Genomic DNA, 21,941 nt, shown 5'->3' with positions numbered 1-21,941 from the left:
CTTATTTCCTTACGATAAAGGCGTGCTCAAAAGGCGACGATGCAATAAAATCGTGCGCCTCGGCCTCGCTTTTGAACTTTCCGAGCCAGACGCGGAAAAGTCTTTCGTTATTATACTCAGTATCCTTGATGATCGTTTTATGCCCTTCGAAACCATCGAATTTCTGCTGGGTGATGGAAGCGCCCTCGAAACGGCGGAAAGCGCCGATCTGAATATAGAACGCACTGACGACCTGCTCCGCCGGTCCGGCGCGCAGCGCCGCTTCCGACGGGATGACGCGCTCGCCTTTGCCGGCAAAGCCAAGCACCTCGAGATGCACGTCGGTCGTCCCTGCTCCCACCATCTGAAGATCGTTGGCGGCCTTTTTGGAGAGGTCGATGATCCGCGATGCGACAAAGGGCCCCCTGTCGTTGATGCGTACGACGGTCTGGCGCCCGTTGCGTCTGTTGGTGACGCGCACGATGGTATTCATCGGCAGGGTTTTGTGCGCGGCGGTGGCGGCGTACATGTCGTAGCGTTCGCCGTTCGAGGTCAGTTTGCCGTGAAAGTCGGGGCCGTACCAGCTGGCGCGGCCGTCGAAGGTGTCGCCCTTCTGGACGACCGTGGGGTAGTAGCGGCGACCATTGACCGTGTAGGGGCGCATCGTAGGGTGTTTGTACGTCGATGACGCGGGCGTTGTCCGTGTAGCGACGGCCGGGGGCGCTTCATAGGCAGTGCGGGACGATACGCCCCGCGTACTGCACCCGGCGACCAGGAGCAAAAGGGCGAGAAGCGGAAGGATTTTAGTCATAAATACTCAGCCGGTCGCCGACGCGGATCAGGCTCCCCTTGATGTTATTGAGTTTTCTCAGGCTGGAGACCGTCGTCTCAAAAATACGGGCGATCGTCTCGAGGGAGTCTCCGCGCTTGACGGTGTATTTGCCGTTTTTAAGATCCAGCGGTTTGGAAAGGGGGATAACAAGCTTCTGCCCGATACGCAGCATGTTCGTATGCAGACGGTTGAACTCCTTGATCATCTTGTAGGGGACGCGGTATTTTTTTCCTATCCGGGAGAGGTTATCCCCCGCTTCGACATGGTGAAGCATGTAGAAGGTCTCCAACGGGGCGGGTTTGTAATTCTGGCGGAATTCGTTCAGTTTGACATAGGGGATATAGATCGTGTACTGCGTGTTTTTGGGCGGTACGAAGTCGTATTTGAGGTGGGGATTGAGCGATGTCAGCTTGTACGTTGGCATGTTAATCAGCTTGGCGACCCGGCTGATGCGTTCACCCCGTGACACTTTGACCTGCGCGATGGAGTAGGCGTTGGCGCGGTTAAGCAAGTAGGCGTACTCCTGGTTGATCATGAAATCCTCATCCGACGCCAGCAGCGTCAGCGCGACGATCTTGCGGATATAGTTGCGGCTCTCCCTGGGAAGGTAGCGTTTTTTCTCATCGAGCAGCACGGAGATGTTGTCGGTACCCGCCTTTTTGATCGCACGGTAAAGACGCCCTTCCCCGCAGTTATACGCGATGGCGGCGAGGTACCATTTGTTGAACCTGGCATGGAGCGTCTCCAGGTAGGTGATGGCGGCCTTGGTCGACTTGACAAGGTCCCTGCGTTCGTCGACATAATCATTGATCTGAAGGCCGAAGGTACGCCCCGTTTCGGGCATGAACTGCCAGACCCCGGAGGCTTTTTTATGGGAATAGGCGTCGATGGAGAAGCCCGACTCCGCCATCGCCAGGAAGAGGAACTCGTCGGGGACGTCAGAGTGTACCAGGATGTCCTTGATCATCGGGATGAAAAGGTAGGCCTGGTCAAGGCTCTTGAAGAAGCCGCGGCGCTGGTACTCTGTGCGTTTTTTGCTGATGATCTTTTGAAGCTTGGGGTCGTTTAGAAAAGTGGTCGGCAGATCGAACGCCCGTACGATCTCGGCCTCCCGGTTCGAGTCTGAATCAAAAAACAGGGCGCCGAAAAGCAGCGCGGGCAGCAAAAAAATGGGTGCAAGAATACGTCCAATAACCAAAAAATCCCCTCTTTTTTGGCTTATTATAACATAGTGCCCTGTTGTTAGAAAATGCCGAAAAGCCGCGAGGCGTTCCGAGTCGTTACCGCTTCGACCGTCTCGACGGGCATGTCGAGCAGTTCGCCCATTTTTTCGGCGACCAGTTTCGTATAGGCCGGTTCGTTGCGTTCGCCGCGGTGCGGATGAGGCGTCAGATAGGGCCCGTCCGTTTCGATCAGGAGGCGCTCTTTCGGGATCTTTGGCAGCACCTGCACAAGCTTGCGCGCGTTCTTGAAGGTCAGCACGCCGCCGATGCCGAAATAGAAGTTCTGGCCGGCGAGCACCAACAACTCTTCGTCGGCGTTATAGCAGTGCAGCACGCCCCCGACCCGCGATGCCCCCTCCTCTTCGAGAATGACGCGCGCGTCATGGCTGGCGTTACGAATATGCACAATCAGCGGTTTGCCGTAGGCCAGCGCGATGCGGATCTGGGCCCGGAACACCTCAGCCTGTTTCCGTTTCTCTTCGGCCTGCTCCTCCTCGCTGCCTTCGAGTCGGAAGTAGTCAAGCCCGCACTCCCCGACGGCGACGCACTTGGGGTGGTTGAGGAATTCGTCGAAACAGGCTGTGTCGAAGCCGTCAAGATCGTAGGGGTGAATACCGACGGCGAAATAGACGTTTTCATGCGCTTCGGCGATCGCGATGGCCCGTGGCAGGGTCTCGGCATCGGCACCGGGGATGATCAGGGCCTCGACGCCCTCGCGTTCGGCGCGCTCGAGCACCGCTTCGAGATCCTCTTCGTAACGCTCATCGTCGAGGTGGATATGGGTGTCGATGATCACGAAACGCCCCTTTCGGCGCTGCCGTGGGCCGTCTCCAGCAGCTCCGTGGCCAGATGGCGGGCTTTCTCCGAAACCGATTCGCCGCTGACGATCCGGGCGATCTCCTCCATCCGCTCCTCCTGCGTAGCCAGTTCCCGGACGTGGCTGTGTTCGCTTTTGGTGACGATGAAGTGCTGCTCGCCCATGGCGGTCAGTTGGGGCTGGTGTGAGATGACGAGGATCTGAAAATGGCGGCTGAGGGTGCGCAGTACCCGGGCGACGCTCATGGACTCCTCGCCGCTGAGGTTGGCATCGATCTCGTCAAGCATCAAAACGCCCTGCTGCCCCTGCATCCCTTCGGACTTGACCGCCAGGAGCGCAAGACGTAGGCGGTTGAATTCCCCGGCACTGATCTGCTGCAGCGGTGCGCCCTTGAGCTGCAGGGAGGCGCGGTCCTGCCCCTGCGGGCCGAAATCGCCGTGGGTCAGCGTCACTTCCGCGCCGTCGAGATAGAGCTGGTGCAGATAGCCGTTGATGGAGTCGTTAAGCGTGTACAGGGCGCCGCTGCGTGCAAGGGAGATCTGCGCGGCGCTCTGCGTCAAGGAGGTGTAGAGGGTATTGAGTTCCTGCTGCAGCGCTTCGACATGCTCCTCCAGGGATTCGTAGACGTCGAGCTCTTTTTGTTTGCTGTCGCGGTAGGAGAGCGCCTCCTCGATGCTGCCGTAGCGCCGCTTTAGTTCCGAAAGCGACTCCAGGCGGTTGAGGACCTGTTCAATATCGGTGCCCTCGAGGTCGTCGAAACGCTCCTGGGCTGAATCGAACTGTGTGCGCAGTTCGTTCATCGTGTCGTCGAAAAAGGCGCCGTCGATGTCCAGTGATTCGAGCACTTCGTTGACGATATGCTCATAATCGAAGATCTGCTGGGCGTGGCCGATCTTCTCTTCGAGTTTCTCTTTTTTCGACAGGGATTTCTTGATCTCGAGCAGGGCGTCGTATTCGCCCGGTTCCGGACCGATGTCGTTGATCTTGTTGACCTCGAATCGGGCGAACTCCTCCTGCTCCCGCAGTTTGCGCTCGTCGGATTTAAGGCGCTCCAGCTCCTGTTCGAGCTGCTTAAGACGCAGGTACCCCTGGTGGTAGAGACTGACGTGGTGCGTATGTTTCGCATCGGAAACGGAGACCGTCGCATCGATGAGCCCCAGGAGCGCGTCCGAATCGAAATCGCTGTAATCCTTCAGGCTCAGGTGGCGCAGGTGGGTTTTGCTGAGCTCCGCCACCGTCGCGCGGGAGATGGACTGGCTGTTAAAGAAGTAGCGTGCCTTCTCTTTCTTCACCTCCCGAAGCACGTTCGGGCTTTCATTGAGCAGCCCGCTGGCGCTTTCGTCGATCTGCCAGGAGACGACCGATTCGCTCAGGGCCGCGATGGGATCGTCCAGACCGAACGAGGCGAGGATGGAACGCATAAAGACGGACTTTCCGCTGCCGCTGGGTCCCGAAAAGACGATAAGCCCCGGTTTGAGGTCAATGGAGACCTCTTCAAATGTCAGACAGTCGCGCAGATGGAAATGTTCGATCATCCTTCCCCCCAGTTCAGTTTTTCCTTGAGCACATCGAAGTAGTTGAAGGCTTTGCGGTGCAGGAGTTTGGCCGGCATGTCGGCCAGGGAGATGCGGATGCTGTCCCCTTCGCCGAACTCGTACATATCCTGCCCGTCAACGACGGCAAGCGCGCTCTGGTCCGGTGTCCGGACTTCGATATCGTACTGCCCGGGCAGAACGACCGGCCGCTGGGTCAGTGAGTGCGGACAGATCGGCGTCAGGGCGAAGACCTTCGTCAGGGGGAAGAGGACCGGCCCCCCGGCGGAGAGGTTGTAGGCGGTCGACCCCGTCGGGGTGGAGATGATGACGCCGTCGCCGAAATAGGTGTTGAAGTTTTTGCCGTCGACGAAGGTCTCGACGTGGATCATCTTGGAGATGGAGGGGCGCGTGATGACGATGTCGTTGAAAGCGACGACGCGCTTCTCCCCCGCCCCCGTCGTAATCACCGCCTGCAGCATCGCCCGTTCGTCGATGCGGTACTCCCCGGCCTGGATCTGCGTCAGGATCTCATCGAGCTCATCGAGCGCAACGTCGGCGAGGAAACCGAGTTTCCCGGCGTGGATCCCCATCACGGGTTTGCCGAAGCTGTGCGACCGGCGCACGGCGGAGATAAGGGTCCCGTCGCCGCCGATCGTGGCCAGCAGGTCGCTCTCCCGGCAGAGGATGTCGAACTGCTGACCCAGGACGCCGATCATGCCGCCGCTGAGGTTGTCGATAAGCACTTCGATGCCGTGGGCCTCGAAGATCTGCTTGACCCGGTAGAAAACCTCTTTCAGTTCCGGCGTCGACGGCCGCAGGATAATGCCGACTTTTTTCAGTGAAATCTGCGCTGTTTCATTCATGGAACAGATTATACCACGCTGCGCATCGCCGCCGTGTTTTCGAGTCAGAGTGCTAAAAGTGCAGCGAGCCTTCCAGGTAGAATCCCTTTAGCAGGAGATCGATCTTCGTGTTGTAGCTCTTTTTTTGGAGCCAGAGCCGGTGCATGCGGTAGCCCAGTTCGATCGAAGGCATGAAATGGGTCGCGACCGTCCCGAAATCGTAGCGTCCCGCCAGACGGAAATCGTAGAGCGTGAAACTGCCTTCGTCATAGTAATAGTAGGAGAGTTCAACGGATGCCGGCAGCTGCATGACGGGTATGCTCGCATGCAGATAGAGCTGCGGCAGCGTCGTGACGTCGCTTTCATCGTAATGAAAAGAGCTGTCGTCAATGGTATAGCGCGTCGTGACGTACTTGACGTTGATACCGGCATCGAACGATGCCCAGGAGAGCAGATTTTCGAACGTATAGTAGAAGGTTGCGTCATACTCTTCCGCGCTCACCTTGTTCGGCGCATCCGCCTGGTAGAGGAAGGGTCCCCAGGTCACGGAGCTTTTCGTGCGGCCGTTATAGGCGATCGACGTGTATGCGAGACGGAGATTCGGTACAAAGGGCGAAACCTCCCGGGGCTTGAAGTCAGCAAAGATGTAGAAGTTGTATTCATCCTTGTACCCCAGGTCGCCGACAGAGCTGACGCTCCCCCCGCTGTCGTTATAGGTCAGATCCCCCGACGCCTTGGCGTACCACACCCCCACCCCCGTTTCAACGTCGGTTTCGAAGGCCTGGAGAGCTGTTGCAAACAGCGCGCAAAGCAGTATCGGTTTCGAGAAAAATGTCACGGGGATCCTTTAGCATGCAACGTAGACGCCGGGGCGATTTGTGGCGGCGATTATAACATTTCCATATAAGTTTTACCAGTTTTTTGTTAATTAACGTGGTGTGACGAGTGAATGGCATCCTGACCGTCACCGTCCGTTTTGTTTGGCGATCCGGCAGAAACATGCCTCGGATCCCATCTTACCCCTGTCCTTTAGCAATGCTGAATCCCCTATGCGATATAATCGCGAAAATTTTTGCCGCAGGAATCACACCTGCCGGCACAAGGACCCAACGTTTTGAGAAGCCATTACTGTACCGATTTAAACGAAAACAACGTCGGCGAGCGCGTCGAACTCGCCGGCTGGGCGAACAGTTACCGTGACCATGGCGGCATCATCTTTATCGACCTGCGTGACAAATCCGGACTGATCCAGCTCGTCTGCGACCCGGCGGATAACGCCGAAGCGCACCAGATCGCCAACGACGTCCGCGACGAGTTCGTCCTGATCGCCAAAGGGACCATCCGCCTGCGCGGCGAAGGGCTGACGAACCCGCGCCTCAAAACGGGTGCCATCGAGGTCGTCGTCGACGAGCTTGTCATCGAGAACCGCTCCGCACCGATGCCCTTTGTCATCGGTGACGAGTCCGTCGGCGAAGAGACGAAGCTTAAGTACCGCTACCTCGACCTGCGTTCCACTTCCTCATTTGATACCTTCAGACTGCGCTCCAAAGCGGCCATCGCGGCGCGCAACGTCCTCGACGAGCTCGGCTTCCTCGAGGTCGAGACGCCGATCCTGACGAAATCCACGCCGGAAGGCGCACGCGACTACCTCGTCCCGAGCCGTGTCCACGAAGGCGAATTCTACGCCCTGCCCCAGTCCCCGCAGCTCTTCAAGCAGCTGCTGATGGTGGGCGGTTTCGACCGCTATTTCCAGATCGCAAAGTGTTTCCGCGACGAAGACCTCCGCGCCGACCGCCAGCCCGAATTTACCCAGATCGATGTCGAGATGAGCTTTTGTGACCAGGAAGAGGTCATTGCCGTCGCCGAAAAGCTGATCGTCGGGATGTTCAAAGCCGCCGGCCATGACGTCCAGGCACCCTTCCCGCGTATGCCGCACAAAGAGGCGATGGAGAAATACGGTTCTGATAAACCGGACATGCGCTACGGCCTGGAGATGGTCGACGTCATCGACATCTTTGAGCGCTGCGATAACGAGATCTTCACCGCCATCGCGAAAAACCCGAAACTCAACCGCATCAAGGCGCTGCGCGTCCCGGGTGCCGATCTCGTCTTCTCCAAGCGCGAAATGAAAAGTTTCGAGGATTACGTCCGCAAATTCGGCGCGAAGGGGCTTGGCTACTTCCAGATGAAAGAGGACGGCCTCAAAGGGCCGCTGACGAAGTTCTTCTCCGAGGAAGATATCCAGGCGATCATCGACCGCACCGAGCTTGAAGTCGGCGACGTCGTCTTCTTCGGCGCCGGCGACAAGCACACCGTCTGGGACTACATGGGACGCTTCCGCATCTTTATCGCCGAGCATGAGAAGATGAACCTCGTCGACAAAGACCGCTTTGAGTTCCTCTGGGTCGTCGATTTCCCGATGTTCGAGATCGACGAAGGGCGCGTCAAAGCCCTCCACCACCCCTTCACGATGCCTAAAGACCTCAACCACGAGCATCTCGAAGACATCGAATCCATCGCCTACGATATCGTCCTCAACGGCGTCGAGCTGGGCGGCGGTTCCATCCGTATCCATAAGCAGGATGTCCAGGAGGAGATCTTCAAACTGCTCGGCATCGAGGAGGAGGAAGCGCAGGAGAAGTTCGGCTTCCTCCTCGACGCCCTCAAGTTCGGTGCGCCGCCGCACGGCGGTTTCGCGATCGGTTTCGACCGCCTCATCATGCTGCTCGCCAAAAAGGACAGCATCCGCGACGTCATCGCCTTCCCGAAAACGCAGAAAGCCTCCTGTCTGCTCACCCAGGCCCCGAGCAGCGTCGACAACGCGCAGCTGCGTGAGCTGCATATCCGCACCAGAGAATCCAAAAGCCAGTCATGAGTCGTAAAAAACTCTTTCTCATTATCGGCGCGCCCGGCTCGGGCAAAACGACCGATTGCGAAGTGATCGCTTCGCGCCATGACGAGATTACCCACTACTCCGCCGGCGATATGTTCCGCGCGGAGGTCGCGACGGGCAGCGAACGCGGCCAAATCATCAAAGCCATCATCGACCGCGGCGAGATCGTGCCCATCGACATTGCGATCGAGACGATCGTCGGTGCGATCAAGCAGGCGCCGACCGCGGCCGTTATCATCGACGGCTATCCCCGCTCCATCGAGCAGATGGAAGCCCTCGATGACTACCTCGCGGGCGAACCGGAGGTGGCGCTGGCAAACGTCATCGAGGTCGTTGTCAGCGAAGAGATCGCCCGCGACCGCGTCCTAGGACGTGCGCGCGGCGCGGATGACAACGAAGCGGTCTTTGCACGTCGGATGAACGTCTATGTCGAGCCGCTGGCCGATATCCAGCACTTTTATACCCAAAAAGGGCTGCTGCACAAGATCAACGGCGAACGCGAGCTCGCCCAGGTCGCGAACGAGATGCAGGCCCACATCGAAAGTTTAATTTAACAAGGAAAAGCATGAAAATCATTCTACTCGGCGCACCCGGCGCAGGCAAAGGCACCCAGGCACAGTTTCTGACAAAGGCGTTCGATATCCCGCAGATCTCCACGGGGGACATGCTCCGTGCCGCGATCAAGGCTGGGACGGAACTGGGGAAACTGGCGAAATCCTTCATGGACGCGGGCAAGCTCGTCACCGACGAGATCATCATCGGCCTCGTTAAAGAGCGTATTACAGAGGATGACTGCAAGAACGGCTTCCTGCTTGACGGTTTCCCGCGCACCATCGCCCAGGCGGATGCACTGAAAGAAGCGGGTGTTGCCATTGATGCCGTTATCGAGATCGACGTCCCCGACTCCGAGATCGTCAGCCGCATGTCCGGCCGCCGTGCCCACCTGGCGTCGGGCCGTACCTACCACGTCGTTTACAACCCGCCGAAAGTCGAAGGCAAGGATGACATCACCGGTGAGGAGCTTGTGCAGCGCGACGACGACAAAGAAGAGGTCGTCCTCGACCGTTTGCGCGTCTACCACGAGCAGACTGCACCGCTGATCGGCTACTACACGGCCGAAGCCGAAAACAACAGCGCCGTCACCTATATCCGCATCGACGGAACCCAGCCGATCGACACGGTCCAGAGCACGATCCTCTCCGCGCTGAAATAAGCGCCGGGCGGTTCCGCCCTCCCACCCTTTTCAGACGCTATAATACCCCTATGAATACGCCAAACTTCTATGCCGTCATTATCGGCACCGAGATCCTTAACGGACGTCGGAGCGACAAGCACTTCGCCTTTCTCAAAGAAGCCTTGGAGCCGTACGGGCACGCCCTTTACGCCTCCCTCGTTATCAAGGACGATGCTGCCCTGATCGAAGCGACCTACAGGATGATTCTCGCCGATCCGGATGCCGTCCTCTTCAGTTTCGGCGGGATCGGTTCCACCCCCGACGATCTGACCCGTCCCATCGCGGCCAAAGTCTTTACCGACAAGCCGCTGCGGCGCCACTTCCAGTTCGAGCAGGATATCATTGAGCGTTTCGGTGACGAGGCCCGTCCCCACCGTGTCCGTATGGCGGACCTGCCCGTCGGCGTCACCCTGCTGAAAAACCCCGTCAACAATATGTCCGGCTTCTCATTGGAGAACCGCTACTTTTTCGTACCGGGATTCCCGGAGATGGCGCACCCGATGATCGAGGCCGCCATCAAAGGACACTTCTCCCAGCCCAAACGCCTCCATCGCCGCACATTGATCGCCGAGACAAGCGAGAACACGCTCATCGACGTCATGAAAAAGGTGCCGGAGGCGATCGAGTTCTCTTCGCTTCCGATGCTGCGAGACGGCGTCGCCCGTGTCGAGATCTCCGTTGCCGGCAGCGAAACACCCGCCGTTGACGATGCGTTCGCGCTCTTTACCGACTTCCTGCATGAGGCAGAGATCGCCTTCCAGATCACATGATGCGCTTTTTGCTCTTCGGATTCGTCTTCACCGCCGTCATGGGCGCGCTGAACCTCTACGCCTACCGCCGTTTCTTCCGACGGCTTCACTTCGGCAGGGCCGGTGCGTGGAAAACCGTCGCCCTCTCCCTCTTCGTCGTCGAGGTCCTTTTCGTCTTTCAGACCCTGACCCACCTCCTGCCCGATTCACCCCTGCTCTATTACCTTCTCAGCAGCAGCGTCGGCGTTACCTTCATCCTCTTTTTTGTCGCCCTCGTCTACGACCTGATGCATACGGCCGCGGAGCGCATCCCCTTTCAGCCCGAACGCCGCCGCTTCATCAAGATCGGTTTTGACCTCACCATGATCATCGCGGCGGTCAGCTACCTTCTTGATGGGCTGATCGGCGGTCTGCGCCGTCCGATGCTCCGTTTTGAGCAGATCGCACTGGGCGAAACGGATGCAAAGCCCTTCCGTATCGTCCAGCTCAGCGATATGCATATCGGCCTGGACATCCGCAGGGAGTTCGTTGAATCATGCGTGACGCGTACCAATGCGCTGCGCCCCGACATGGTCGTCATCACCGGCGACCTTGTCGACAGGAAGATCGAACACGTTGCCGCGGAACTCGAACCGCTCAAAGCGCTGCAGTCCCGCTTCGGCACCTTCTTCATTACCGGGAATCATGAATATTTCCACGGCGTGGAGGCCATTGTGGCGCACCTGCGCAATGCACTGGGTATTACCGTGCTTGACAATGAGAGCGTGAAGATCGCCGAACGGTTCAACCTCGTCGGTGTCAACGACCTGATCTCCAAACGGATGGGGGTGATGCCTTACGACGTCGAAGCCGCCTTCGGGGATTGTGACCCTGCGCTCAAAACGATCGTCCTCTCCCATCAGCCCAAAAGTACGCGGATTATGCAGCACAAGGCGTACGACCTGATGCTCAGCGGTCACACCCACGGCGGGCAGATCTTTCCCTTCGGCCTGCTCGTGATGATCGACCAGCCCTACCTCGCGGGACACTACCGCGTCGACGCGGACAAACAGATCTACGTCAGCCGGGGCACGGGCTACTGGGGACCGCCGCTGCGGGTGCTCGCTCCCAGCGAGATCAGCGTGATCGATATCGTCTGATCAGCGTCCCGTATGCAGGCGGCAGCTCACCGAGGTGGCGCAGCTTTTACCCTCGAGGACATACTGCAGCTCGTAGAGGTTTTCCATGCTGTAGGCGATATCCTCGAATGACTCCCTGTCCCCGGCAAAGAGCAACTGGTCGCCGATCTGGAGCGGCATCCCCGGGTCCGGAAGTAGAAAATCCTCATCGCCGCGCCGCAGGTAAAGCGCAACGGCGCGGTTGCAGTAGCGGTGATCTTTACGGCTGCGGAGCAGGATCTCCAGCTCAGCTGTTTCCCCTTTTTCCAGGTGGCGGCAGAGCGCGTACGCATGCTCTTCGTCGACGACGGTCTCCAGCTTGTCGGGATTGTCGCCGATGATCTGTTTGAGGGTGATGATGAGGCCGTCCCCCCACTCCGCGCCCTTGTTCTTGATGAGCTGCAGGAAACGTTCGCTGAGCGGCCGCGCGATGGCGATGTAGGTCTGGTTGATCAGCAGGTTTTTGACGATCGTCACGCGGTCGATGTCCGCGGCTTTGAAGACACTGTCGTCGTGGATGTTGTTCTGGCGGGCAACCGTAAAGATGTTCGGGTTCAGTTTTTTCGCCGCCATCACGATGCTCAGGTTGATAAAGTCGTCGTTCATGCCGGCGATGATGCAGGAGGCCTCTTTGACCCCGGCATCGAGCAGGAGTTTCTTGTCCTGCCCCTCCCCTACCATGATGTGGACATCGTCCTTGCGCATCTGGCGCACTTTTTTGGGGTTCGTCTCGATAAAGACGTACTCGATGCCGGCGCGCTTGAGCGCAATGCGCAGCGCCTTGCCCATCCGCCCGTAGCCGCAGACGATGTATTTGCCCTCGGTGGGGATCATGTCCCGGGGATGCAGCTGCAGCGGTTCGCCGTAGATCCACTGCTCCAGCATCAGCAGCGAGGGCGCGCGCAGCCCCATATAGAGCCGCTTGGCCACGATTTTGAAAGGGTTTTCGACGATCTCTATCCCGATGGTATTGAGGTTCTCCGCGTACTCCTCGTACGTCGCCTCGACGATCACCTTTACATGGGGATTGAGCAGTTTGGCCGCCATGGCCGTATGCAGGTTCATCGCGTCGTCGCTGGAGAGGGAGACGACCGCCTGGCATTCGGGTTTGTTGATGCCGGCCATGCGCAGCACGTCCGGGTCGTTGATGTCGCCGTGCAGCGCCGGGATCTCCAGCGTATAGTTCGCCAGGACCATTTCGTCTATGCGCATCGCGTCGTTCTCGATGACGACGGACTGTATCCCTTCGTCGCTCAGTTTACGGATAATGCTTTTGGCCAGGAGGTTGTAGCCGACGAAGATGATAAAAGGTTCGCGGATGCCGTGGATTTTGCCTTTGAACTTCGAGAGGTCGATCTGGGATGCGAGCACCTTGTCCTGCATCAGGGCGACGATAGCGCCGATGGCGTAGAACCATCCGATGACGGAGAGGTAGATGGAAAAAGAGACCCAGAGACGCTGCGGGTAGGTAAAACTGTAGGGTGTCTCCCCGAAACCGATCGTCGATGCGGTATAGGTGACAAAATAGAAGGCGTCAAAGAAAGTCAGATGGTAGGGCTGGCCCTGCTCGTCCACCCCGGGGATAAGTACCATCCCAAGGATGGAGATTCCAAAGGTCGTGATCAGTACAAACATCGGCACCCGCAGGCGCCGGATGATCAGGAAAAGCGCGGTATTGTCCACGGCCTCAGCGCTTCGATTTGATGGTTTCCGCCGTAAAGAGGATGACGGAAACGATATTGGCGATCATGGCCCCGCCCGAGAGCGAGATGATCGCGACGACCACCTCCGTGTTCATGCCGACGACGTATTCGCCGAAGGCCCAGACCGACGCGGAGCTGATGAGCTGGATATCGGCCACCAGGCTGGTCGCCAGCAGCACGGCGCCGATCTGCGTCTTGTCCCCCAGTTTGTAGACAGTCGCGATCAGGTTGAAGATGATCGCCGCAAAAAGCTCATACCGGCTGTGCTCGTCAATGACCGTCGGATCACCGTAAAAGAAACCGAAGTTCGTCGTCAGTGCGAGGATAATGAAGAAGCCGGAGATAACGTTGGACAGGTTCATAGACACTCCTTGGCAACCATTCTATTCTCCCCTTTTTTAAAAAGGCTTTAACCGTCACCCCCTATTTGACGCATCCCTAAAATTACTATATAATTTTATATATAATTAATATTGGATGATATCATGAAGCCGAAAAATGAGATAACCCGCTCGCTCATCGTGGATAAAGAGGTCTGGAACGAAAGCATGAAATACGCGCGGCAGCGCTATAAAATGAGCCTGAGTAAAGTCGTCGAGCACCTGCTCGAAGAGTGGTTGAACAAAGAGAAACGCAAGCCCCTCGAGAACGAACGGCAGGAGAAGCTTTTTTAGCGGTAGTGGCGCTCGAAATGTTTCGGACTCTCCCCTGATTTGAGGAGCTCCAGACGGGCGATGCGCTGCTCTGTCGTCGGGTGGGTGCGGAATAGCTCCCCGAAAGAGAGCCGTTTGCCGGCGAAGGGGGAGACGATGAAGAGGTGGGCATTCTCCGGGGTCGCGCCCTGGACGCTGCCGCGGGTATTGTAGGTCTCAAGTTTACGAAGGGCCCGCTGCAGCCACTCGGGGTGCCCCGTGATCCGGGCGGAACCGGCATCGGCCATAAACTCCCGGGAGCGGCTTATGGTCATCTGGATGACGCTGGCCGCCAGGGGCAGCAGCAGCGCCAGTGCGATCATGACGATGGGGTTGCGCCCGCGGTTGTTACCGAACATCGCCCCGAACTGCATCATATTGGCGATCATCGCAATGGCACCGGCGATGGAGGCGGCTACCGTGGCAATGAGCATGTCCCGGTGCTTGACGTGGGAGAGCTCATGGGCCATGACCGCTTCGACCTCCTCATCGTCAAGCATCTGCAGCAATCCCTCGGTAATGGCGACGGCGGCGTGTGCCGGGTCGCGTCCCGTGGCAAAGGCATTCGGGGTCTGCTCGTGGATGATATACATCGCCGGGACCGGAAGGTCCGCCTTGTGCGCGAGGGAGCTGATGATACGGTAGAGACGAGGGTTCTGCTCCGGCGTGCCCGGTTCGGCGTGGTAGTGCCGCAGCAGCATCTTGTCCGAATAAAAATAGGCGTAGAAATTCATCCCGCCGGCAAGCAGCAGGCCGATCAGCGCCCCGTTCATGCCGCCGAAATAGCCGCCGAGCATCACGAACAGCACCGCCAGCGAGGAGAGAAGAAAGACGGTTTTGATCTGTTCCATCACTCTGCCCCCTCTTCTCCCAACAGGCCGAGCATCTGTTTGCGGTGGGTCTTGCGGGCGTAATCGGCGCCGGTCAGCCCGAGCTTGTCCGTTATGGCGGTGTCCGCTCCGTTTGCCATGAGAAGCTCGACAATCTCTTTGCGGTTATAGCAGACGGCGGCCATCAGCGGGGTAAAGCCGCTGGCCCGGCGGGTCTCGTTGACGTTGACCCCTTCGTCAATGATCTTGCGCACCATTGTCGGGTTGTTGTAGGTGATCGCGACATCGAAAACACTTACGCCCTCATCATCGGCATCAAAGAGATCCGCACCCGCCCCGACCAGCAGCTCCAGCAGTTCATCGCTGCAGCGCAGGCGCAGCGCTTGGGCAATCACCGACTCCCCGTGCTCGCTCTTTTCATTGACGTCGGCGCCCTCTTTGAGACTCTTCTTGACACCGAGGTAGTCATCCGACTGTAGTAACGTCGACCAGTTGCTCATTGCTTCAATCCTTTGCGAAAGTATAACACCGCAACTTCTAACCGACAGCTTCGGTTTTGCATCAATGAAGCGCCTTAATACGCGCCTTAGAAAATCCCGCTGCCAAGTCAGATGCAGGGTTATCAGAGCTGGTCTGTGTTAGAATTCCGAAAAAATTCAAGGAACCTGCTCTATGGAAATGATTGAAACTGCAGACGCATTCAAGGCCAAAGTGGCTGACATTCAAAACGGTGAAGGGTACAAGGCACCGGTCGCCTTTGGTATCTGCCGGGTCGATTTCGGCCAGCTGAACACCGACAAGATCCTGCAGGCGACCTACCCGGTCGTCAACTGGGATGAGAACTTCGGCAGCGCGGCGATCTTCATGGAGGCGCTCAAAGAGAGCGGCTGCCCGGTCGACATCAGCGGCGACGAGGCGATCTGCAACGTCACCCTGCCTTTCCTCGAGAGCTGCCTCAATGCCTTCACGCCCTATGCGGACGAGGCCTACGGCGATGCCCACAAGAACATCCAGGTCATCTCCGCACTGTACAACCAGATCAAAGAGAGCGGTATGCGCGACGGCGAGTTCCGCGTCGTCTTCATCTTCAACGATGCGCCGTGCCAGAGCGTCGAGGCGACCTACCTGAAGCTCTACGCGATGTCCCTGGGCAAAGTCGCCCTGCGCAGCATCAACCTGAACGGCGCGTTCGGCGCGCTGCCGAACGTCGCCTGGAGCGACGGCCAGCCGATCGAACTCGACTGGCTCCGTGAAAACGAGATCGAGCTCAAGTTCTCCGGTCAGTACCCGCACATCGATTTCGTCGACAAATTTCCGCGCTTCCTGCAGCACATCATCCCGGCGGACAATACCCGTATCCTTGAAACGTCCAAGGTCCGCTTCGGTGCCCAGCTGCACGCCGGTACGACCGTTATGCCGGGGGCAAGCTACATCAACTTCAATGCCGGTACGACGGGTGTCAGCATGGTCGAAGGGCGCATCTCCAGCTCCGCGGTCGTCGGCGATGGTTCCGATGTGGGCGGCGGCGCTTCCATCCTCGGTGTCCTCAGCGGCACCGACGGCAACCCGATTTCCATCGGCAAGAACTGCCTCCTCGGCGCGAACTCCGTCTGCGGTATTCCGCTGGGTGACGCCTGTATCATCGATGCGGGCATCGCCATCCTCGAAGGGACGAAGTTTCTCATCGAATACGAAGAGCTCGAGAAGATCAAAGCCGCCAACCCGGGCGTCGAACTGGAGGGCGACTGGTTCAAAGGGAAGGATCTCGCAGGCCTTAACGGCATCCACTACCGCCAGGACTCCTTTACCGGCGAGATGATCGCTCTGCGCTCCCGCCGCGAGGTCAAGCTCAACGCCGACCTTCACTAAGTACCGCCTCCGCGGTACCTACTCCGCTTCCTCTTCAAAAACGAAATTCATACTTTCCACTTTATGCAGCAGTGAGTATTCGTCGCTGTACCCGTCCAGTTCATGCCCCAGGCGCAGGGATGAGATCACGGTCTTGCCGATAATATGGCGGCCGAAGTTCCCCTCGTCGTCAACGGTTTTGACGCCCCAGACCGTATGAAGCACCGCAGGCTCGCCGTCGTAGACGCCCAGGTAGAGCAGAATGTGCCCTTTGAGGTAGAGCAGCGTCTCGAAGGGTCTCCCCTCCTCGGCGATCTTGGCGAGTTTCGCGGCATCGTCAAGGCCTTCGAAAGAGACGACTTCCCCGAGCCTGGACTGCTTGTAGGAGTTGCGCGGCATCCAGAGGCCGAAGGGGGCGAAGATGTCCCGCAGCGTCGAGGAGCAGTCCCGTTCGCCGTACAGCCCGCCCCAACCGTATTTCGTCTGCATCATCGGTGCAATAACCCGGCGCATGTTTTCGCGGGTGAAGGTGAGCGGGAGCGGTGCCGCCGCTTCCCGCGGGATCTCTGCGGTCCCGGCGTGGCCCGCCGGGTCGACGCGCCACTGCGCCGCGCTTTTTTGCTGCAGCGGCAGGACCATGCCCACATACCCTTCGAACATATAGCGTCCCCGCAGGGAGTGGATCGGCATGCGGTCTTCGAGCAGTCCCAGCAGAGGCTGTGCCCGCAGGACCTCCCGCTCCGCTCTGCCGACGGGGGCAATGCGGTCGACGGGGACCCAGCCCGTCGCGTAGGAGGTCATGACGTAGGCCCATGCCCCGCTTCGGGAGTAGTGCGAAATATAGAGCGGTTCGCCGGCGAAAACGGTACTGTTCTGCAGATAATCAAAGGGGAACCCCTCCCCGGCCACCGAGGGGTCGCGAAACAGGGGCTTCTCCGTCGGGAAGTTGCGCAGATCCAGGCGGCGCAGCGCCACGGCACGGCCGGCAGTGCTGCCGTACGCCTGCCAGTTCGCTTCGCGCAGCATCGCATAGAACCATGCCTGCGAGAGTGGCTGGAGGTTCTGTCCGTAGGCGTTTTCGGGACGGTAGACATCAAAGGGCCACTTAACCTCTTCGAGCGCTTCGGGCGTATACGCGTCGTCCCACACCTTGTAATAGGTGCTTTCGTACCCTTGTTGTACCGGCAGCGTTGCGTTGCGCTCCTGCAGCCGGATAAGGTAGGGATCGATCGTCTGGGGGAAACGCTGAAGGTCCTCGACGCCGGCGAGAGGGGGAAGCGGCGTTTCGGCCGCCGTGTCCCGGAGCATTTTGGGGGTACAGCCGCCCAGCGACAGGGCCAGGAGGGCTGCCGCCAGGGCGGTCAAAGGGCGTGGGTGGGAAAACATCTTCTCTCCGGTTCCCGCCCCTGGGACGGTTAATCGACCTGACCGAACCGCCCGACAACGCGTCCGATGATCTCGATAGCATCGGGAGCGGCGGTCTGGACGGGGTACTCTTTATTGTCAGAAATAATGTCGATTTTACCATCTATTCGCTTGTGGAGGCGTTTGATGAAGAGGCCGCCTTCGGTATTGATGGTAAAAATCCCGCCCCGGCCGATATCCTTTTTGCTGCGGTTGACAAAGATGATGTCGCCGTAGCTGAAGGTCGGTTCCATCGAATCCCCGCTGACATTGATTGCCTCAATATAGCGCAGCTCCTGCTCCCCGCCGAGGGTCTGCACGAAATTTCCGCTCAGCATCATCGGTTCGGAACCCTCGTCGAACACATCCGCCCCGCCGCCGGCGGAAGCGCTGATCTCGCTGAAATAGCGGACCATGTAGAACTTGTTGGTCGGTTCGATCAGGCTTTCGGGTGACTGGCCGAAGAGCAGCCAGTTGATCGCGATGGAGCGTTTGGCGCAGAAGTTCAGCAGCTCTTCATAGGGGATCTTGTTGCGTTTTTTCAGGGTGGCAAAGTTCATTTGCGAGATCCCGAGCAGGGAGGCGACATCCTTGTCGAACACTTTTTTCCCCGGAAGCTCGCCGGAAACGATATCTTTGATCTCCTCGACGATGTCGGCAAACTCTTTCATCTTCAGCTCCTTCTTTTACGCGTTGTTTTGTATAGCATAATAGTATAGCGATGTAAGATCGTAGCAAAATTATATGTCAAATTGCAATATTTAAAAAGAAAGATGTCATGCAGTCCTACAATAGGTCAAATTAAATGACAAAGGGAGCTCCCATGGCACAGATGATCAGAAAAGCGGAATCATGGTTTGAGAAGTTTGAACACTCTCTGGAAAGATTGGCCGACAGGCTGCTCTGAGCCTAGGCCTTTGTGTCTGATGAAGCGGATTCCTCCTCCGCCTCTTTGCGTTTCTCCTCTTTTTCGCGCTCTTCGAATTTCTGGCGATGGTAACCGCCGAAAATCATAAACATGAAAAGCACAAAGAGGATCAGCATGATCGTATCGATTACCCCGTTCACATCATCTCCTTATAGGTCTCAAAGTTCTGTTCAATCGCCTTATAGAGGATAATCCCACAGCTGATCGCCAGGTTGAGGCTGCGCCCCTCCCGCGTCATGGGGATTGTCATGCAGGCTTCCGGATGCGCGTTGAGAAGCTCGGCGGGGATCCCGGCGGTCTCGCTGCCGAAAAAGAGGTAGTCCCCTTCCCGGAAGGTATGCTCGAAATAGGGCTGCTCCGTCTTGGTCGTCGCCAGGTGGTACCGCGCGGCATCGGGGTGCGCTGCGGTAAACGCCTCCAGGCTCTCCCAGACATGCAGGTCGATCTTGTGCCAGTAATCCAGCCCCGCCCGCCGGACCGCCTTTTCGCTGATATCGAATCCCAGCGGCTCGATCAGGTGCAGCGTGGCACCCGTGTTGACGCAGAGGCGCCCGATGGCGCCGGTGTTGTTGGGGATCTGCGGATGGACAAGAACGATGTTAAACATGAGTGCCTTTAAAAGCGCAAAGCGCGTGGGCCTACTGCCGATGCAGCAAAGCGGAATTCCGCAGCAAAGCGAGGACAACGTGCCTTAGCGGCAGCGTAGACAAATGGACTTTGTTCATTTGGCGTTTAGTTAAAAAATAACGGTCCTGTTCCCGTAAACGAAGATGCGGTCCTCGAGGGCCAGGCGTACGGCCCGGGAGAGGACGATCTTCTCGATATCGCGTCCGAGACGCTGCATCTCCTGCCAGTTGTGGGCATGGTCGACATGCTTGACGTCCTGGGAGATGATCGGCCCTTCGTCGAGGTCGTTGTTGACGAAGTGCGCCGTCGCTCCGATGATCTTCACCCCGCGCTCATACGCCTGTTTGTAGGGGTTTGCCCCGATAAACGCCGGCAGGAAAGAGTGGTGGATGTTGAGGATCTTGTTGGCGTAGGCCTCGACGAAATTCGGGGTGAGGATACGCATGTATTTCGCCAGGACGATATAGTCGATCTCGCCGAAAGCGGCCAGGCACTCGAGCACCTTCTGTTCGTGATCGTCGCGGCTGAGCCCCTCGTGCGACACCGTATAGAAAGGAATGCCGAACTTCTCGATCAGCGGTTCAAGCAGGTCGTAGTTGGAAACGACGCCGAGGATGTTGGCGTCGAGTTCGCCGGCCTCGTAGCGGATCAGCAGGTCCCCCAGGGCGTGGGACTCCTTTGTGACCATCAAAACGATGTTCTTCTTCTCCGGGGAGACGATACGCAGGTTCGCCTTTTCCGGCAGCACGGCGCGCAGTTCCTTCTCCAGGTCGTTGCCGTCGATGAAGCCGCTGACGACGCTGCGCATAAAGAAGAGGTTCGTTTCGCTGTCGACGAACTCGCTGTTGGAGAGGATGTTCAGGTCGTACTTGAAAAAGATGCTCGAGACTTTATAGACGAGCCCTTTTTCGTCACGACAATCGATCAGTACCCGGTACTCTTTCATTCTTTGGCCGCGTAGTTGGCGATGATGTCACCCATTTCACTGGTGGAGCAGAGCTCTTTGGCATCGTAGTTGGCGAGGTCGCGCGTACGGTAGCCGTCTTTGAGGGCATGCTTGATGGCCGCGTCGATACGGTCCGCCGCCTCGTTTTCGCCCAGGGCGAAGCGGAGCATCATCGACGCGCTGGCGATCGTCGCGATCGGGTTGGCGATCCCCTGCCCCGCGATGTCCGGTGCCGAACCGTGGATCGGCTCGTACACGCCGATCTTCGCGCCGACGGAGGCAGAGGGGAGCAGCCCGATGGAGCCCGAGAGCATGCTCGCCTCGTCGCTGAGGATGTCGCCGAAAATGTTCCCCGTCAGGATGACGTCAAACTGTTTCGGGTCGCGGATCAGCTGCATCGCGGCATTATCGACGTACATATGCGACAGGGAGACTTCCGGGTACTCTTTGGCGACCTCTTCGACGGTCTCGCGCCACATCTGGGAGACGTCGAGGACGTTTGCCTTGTCGACGGAACAGACCTTTTTGCCGCGTTCCATCGCAATCTTGAACGCCGTGTGGGCGATGCGCACAACCTCCGGCTTCGTATAGACCATCGTGTTGTATGCCTTGTCCCCTTCCCAACCTTTGGGTTCGCCGAAATAGATACCGCCGATCAGTTCACGCACGACCATCAGGTCGACGCCTTTGACGACTTCGGGCTTGAGGGAGCTGGCGTTGACCAGTTCGTCATAGACGACGGCCGGGCGGAGGTTGGCGAAAACGCCGAGCTCTTTGCGGAAACGCAGCAAGCCGCTCTCCGGACGCTTTTCGCGCGGCAGGTTGTCCCACTTCTCACCGCCGATGGCGCCGAAAAGGACCGCGTCGGCATTCAAGGAGACGTTGATCGTCTCCTGGGGCAGCGGATCGCCGGTGACGTCGTAGGCGCTTCCGCCCATCAGGACCTCTTCATAACGCATGGAAAAATCGAACCGGGCGGCAACGGCATCGAGCACCTTGACCGCTTCGTCGATGATCTCGGGACCGATCCCGTCCCCCTTGATCAGGGCAATGTTATAGGTTTTCATGCTTTTCCTCCTGCTTTGATCTCTTCTTCGGCATAATTCATCAGGCCGCCGGCGGAGAGCAGCTCCTGCATAAACGGCGGGATCGGCGTAAAGGCGTAGCTCTTGCCGGTCGTCTTGTCCGTGACAGTCCCTTTGTCCATGTCGACGGAGACGATATCGCCTTCGGCAATCTCGGCGCTCTCTTCGAGTTCGAAGATCGGCAGTCCCATATTAAAGGCGTTGCGGTAGAAGATGCGGGCAAATGTCGGGGCAATCACTGCGGCGATCCCGGCGGCTTTCAGGGCGATCGGGGCATGTTCGCGTGACGAACCGCAGCCGAAGTTGTTGCCGGCGACGATAATGTCGCCCGGTGCCATTTTCGAAACGAAATCGGGATCGGCGTCCTCCATTACATGCTTCGCGAGTTCCTTGGGATCGGAAGTATTAAGATAGCGTGCGGCGATGATCAGGTCCGTATCGATATCCTGACCGAACCGCCAGACTTTTCCTTCGAGTGTGCTCATAGAAGATCCTGCAGTTTTTTGGTGCGATTATATCCAAAATCCCTCAAAGGGGGTTGAATGACGGGATATATTAAATAATATGTATCCTTTATTTCTTTCCGTTTCCATGAAGGAAAGCAAAGACTAAGCCAT

General features: G+C 58.0%; 24 protein-coding genes. 7 read left to right on the top strand and 17 right to left on the bottom strand.

Going from position 1 to position 21,941, the window contains the following annotated elements; genetic code table 11:
• Position 1: 1 nt before the first annotated feature.
• The 6 genes from LOH54_RS06515 to LOH54_RS06490 are packed head-to-tail and all read right to left on the bottom strand — an operon-like array spanning position 2 to position 6,066.
• The gene (locus LOH54_RS06515; RefSeq protein WP_231018029.1) at positions 2-790 is read right to left on the bottom strand and encodes a septal ring lytic transglycosylase RlpA family protein; all 789 of its coding nucleotides are present in this window, start codon (positions 788-790) and stop codon (positions 2-4) included.
• A complete protein-coding gene (locus LOH54_RS06510) occupies positions 783-2,009 on the bottom strand; it encodes a lytic transglycosylase domain-containing protein (RefSeq protein ID WP_231018028.1) in 1,227 nt (408 codons plus the stop codon). Before LOH54_RS06510 ends, LOH54_RS06515 begins: the two co-directional genes overlap by 8 nt.
• Before the next feature lie 44 nt (positions 2,010-2,053).
• Positions 2,054-2,830 carry a TatD family hydrolase gene (locus LOH54_RS06505; protein WP_231018027.1) on the bottom strand — a complete coding sequence of 259 codons (777 nt, stop codon included), beginning with the start codon at positions 2,828-2,830 and terminating at the stop codon, positions 2,054-2,056.
• Positions 2,827-4,386: an AAA family ATPase gene (locus tag LOH54_RS06500; RefSeq protein ID WP_231018026.1), complete on the bottom strand. Its 1,560-nt coding sequence runs from the start codon at positions 4,384-4,386 to the stop codon at positions 2,827-2,829. Before LOH54_RS06500 ends, LOH54_RS06505 begins: the two co-directional genes overlap by 4 nt.
• Positions 4,383-5,249: an NAD(+)/NADH kinase gene (locus LOH54_RS06495; RefSeq protein ID WP_231018025.1), complete on the bottom strand. Its 867-nt coding sequence runs from the start codon at positions 5,247-5,249 to the stop codon at positions 4,383-4,385. Before LOH54_RS06495 ends, LOH54_RS06500 begins: the two co-directional genes overlap by 4 nt.
• 52 nt (positions 5,250-5,301) lie before the next feature.
• Positions 5,302-6,066, bottom strand: a complete 765-nt coding sequence (locus LOH54_RS06490) for a TIGR04219 family outer membrane beta-barrel protein (RefSeq protein ID WP_231018024.1) — start codon at positions 6,064-6,066, stop codon at positions 5,302-5,304.
• A 276-nt stretch (positions 6,067-6,342) separates the two neighbouring features.
• Between LOH54_RS06490 and aspS the strand changes: the two genes are divergently transcribed.
• Genes aspS through LOH54_RS06465 form a run of 5 tightly spaced genes read left to right on the top strand, consistent with a single transcriptional unit; the run spans position 6,343 to position 11,243 of the window.
• Positions 6,343-8,103, top strand: coding sequence for an aspartate--tRNA ligase (gene aspS / locus LOH54_RS06485; RefSeq protein WP_231018023.1), 1,761 nt, complete (start codon positions 6,343-6,345; stop codon positions 8,101-8,103).
• On the top strand, positions 8,100-8,675 hold the full coding sequence (locus tag LOH54_RS06480; RefSeq protein WP_231018022.1) for an adenylate kinase: 576 nt from the start codon (positions 8,100-8,102) through the stop codon (positions 8,673-8,675). The genes aspS and LOH54_RS06480 overlap by 4 nt, the downstream gene beginning before the upstream one ends.
• A gap of 11 nt (positions 8,676-8,686) precedes the next feature.
• Positions 8,687-9,334: an adenylate kinase gene (gene adk, locus LOH54_RS06475; protein WP_231018021.1), complete on the top strand. Its 648-nt coding sequence runs from the start codon at positions 8,687-8,689 to the stop codon at positions 9,332-9,334.
• A gap of 50 nt (positions 9,335-9,384) precedes the next feature.
• Positions 9,385-10,125: a competence/damage-inducible protein A gene (locus tag LOH54_RS06470; protein WP_231018020.1), complete on the top strand. Its 741-nt coding sequence runs from the start codon at positions 9,385-9,387 to the stop codon at positions 10,123-10,125.
• Positions 10,125-11,243, top strand: coding sequence for a metallophosphoesterase (locus LOH54_RS06465; protein WP_231018019.1), 1,119 nt, complete (start codon positions 10,125-10,127; stop codon positions 11,241-11,243). Before LOH54_RS06470 ends, LOH54_RS06465 begins: the two co-directional genes overlap by 1 nt.
• Here LOH54_RS06465 and LOH54_RS06460 read toward each other — a convergent pair whose 3' ends face one another.
• Positions 11,244-12,944, bottom strand: coding sequence for a potassium channel family protein (locus tag LOH54_RS06460; RefSeq protein WP_231018018.1), 1,701 nt, complete (start codon positions 12,942-12,944; stop codon positions 11,244-11,246).
• A 4-nt stretch (positions 12,945-12,948) separates the two neighbouring features.
• Positions 12,949-13,326, bottom strand: coding sequence for a DUF6394 family protein (locus LOH54_RS06455; RefSeq protein WP_231018017.1), 378 nt, complete (start codon positions 13,324-13,326; stop codon positions 12,949-12,951).
• Between the two features lie 111 nt (positions 13,327-13,437).
• Here LOH54_RS06455 and LOH54_RS06450 point away from each other — a divergent pair, with 111 nt between their 5' ends.
• Positions 13,438-13,638, top strand: coding sequence for a hypothetical protein (locus LOH54_RS06450; RefSeq protein WP_231018016.1), 201 nt, complete (start codon positions 13,438-13,440; stop codon positions 13,636-13,638).
• Here LOH54_RS06450 and htpX read toward each other — a convergent pair.
• Positions 13,635-14,507, bottom strand: coding sequence for a zinc metalloprotease HtpX (htpX, locus tag LOH54_RS06445; RefSeq protein ID WP_231018015.1), 873 nt, complete (start codon positions 14,505-14,507; stop codon positions 13,635-13,637). The genes LOH54_RS06450 and htpX overlap by 4 nt on opposite strands.
• Entirely contained in the window at positions 14,507-14,986 is a 480-nt protein-coding gene (locus LOH54_RS06440) for an ankyrin repeat domain-containing protein (RefSeq protein ID WP_231018014.1), read from the bottom strand. The genes htpX and LOH54_RS06440 overlap by 1 nt, the downstream gene beginning before the upstream one ends.
• A 172-nt stretch (positions 14,987-15,158) precedes the next feature.
• On the opposite strand from LOH54_RS06440, the gene LOH54_RS06435 reads away from it, so the two are divergent.
• Entirely contained in the window at positions 15,159-16,355 is a 1,197-nt protein-coding gene (locus tag LOH54_RS06435; protein ID WP_231018013.1) for a tetrahydrodipicolinate N-succinyltransferase N-terminal domain-containing protein, read from the top strand.
• 18 nt (positions 16,356-16,373) lie between these two features.
• Here the strand turns inward: LOH54_RS06435 and LOH54_RS06430 are convergent, their stop codons facing one another.
• From LOH54_RS06430 to LOH54_RS06400, 7 genes are all read right to left on the bottom strand, one after another.
• Positions 16,374-17,720 (bottom strand): SH3 domain-containing C40 family peptidase, encoded by a 1,347-nt coding sequence (locus LOH54_RS06430; protein ID WP_231018012.1) that lies wholly within the window; start codon positions 17,718-17,720, stop codon positions 16,374-16,376.
• 29 nt (positions 17,721-17,749) lie between these two features.
• Entirely contained in the window at positions 17,750-18,409 is a 660-nt protein-coding gene (locus LOH54_RS06425; RefSeq protein WP_231018011.1) for a LexA family transcriptional regulator, read from the bottom strand.
• 238 nt (positions 18,410-18,647) lie between these two features.
• Complete coding sequence (locus LOH54_RS06420; RefSeq protein WP_231018010.1) at positions 18,648-18,806, bottom strand: hypothetical protein; 159 nt, start codon at positions 18,804-18,806, stop codon at positions 18,648-18,650.
• Complete coding sequence (locus LOH54_RS06415; protein WP_231018009.1) at positions 18,803-19,273, bottom strand: tRNA (cytidine(34)-2'-O)-methyltransferase; 471 nt, start codon at positions 19,271-19,273, stop codon at positions 18,803-18,805. Before LOH54_RS06415 ends, LOH54_RS06420 begins: the two co-directional genes overlap by 4 nt.
• A 129-nt stretch (positions 19,274-19,402) precedes the next feature.
• Positions 19,403-20,239: a formyltetrahydrofolate deformylase gene (purU, locus tag LOH54_RS06410; protein WP_231018008.1), complete on the bottom strand. Its 837-nt coding sequence runs from the start codon at positions 20,237-20,239 to the stop codon at positions 19,403-19,405.
• Positions 20,236-21,306 (bottom strand): 3-isopropylmalate dehydrogenase, encoded by a 1,071-nt coding sequence (gene leuB, locus LOH54_RS06405; RefSeq protein ID WP_231018007.1) that lies wholly within the window; start codon positions 21,304-21,306, stop codon positions 20,236-20,238. The genes purU and leuB overlap by 4 nt, the downstream gene beginning before the upstream one ends.
• Positions 21,303-21,809, bottom strand: a complete 507-nt coding sequence (locus LOH54_RS06400) for a 3-isopropylmalate dehydratase small subunit (RefSeq protein WP_231018006.1) — start codon at positions 21,807-21,809, stop codon at positions 21,303-21,305. Before LOH54_RS06400 ends, leuB begins: the two co-directional genes overlap by 4 nt.
• Positions 21,810-21,941 lie beyond the last annotated feature (132 nt).

It is taken from the genome of Sulfurimonas sp. HSL-3221, assembly GCF_021044585.1.
Classification (GTDB): Bacteria; Campylobacterota; Campylobacteria; order Campylobacterales; family Sulfurimonadaceae; genus Thiomicrolovo; species Thiomicrolovo sulfuroxydans.
Note: the sequence above shows the minus strand (reverse complement) of the source record. Positions and strands in the feature narration are given on the sequence as shown.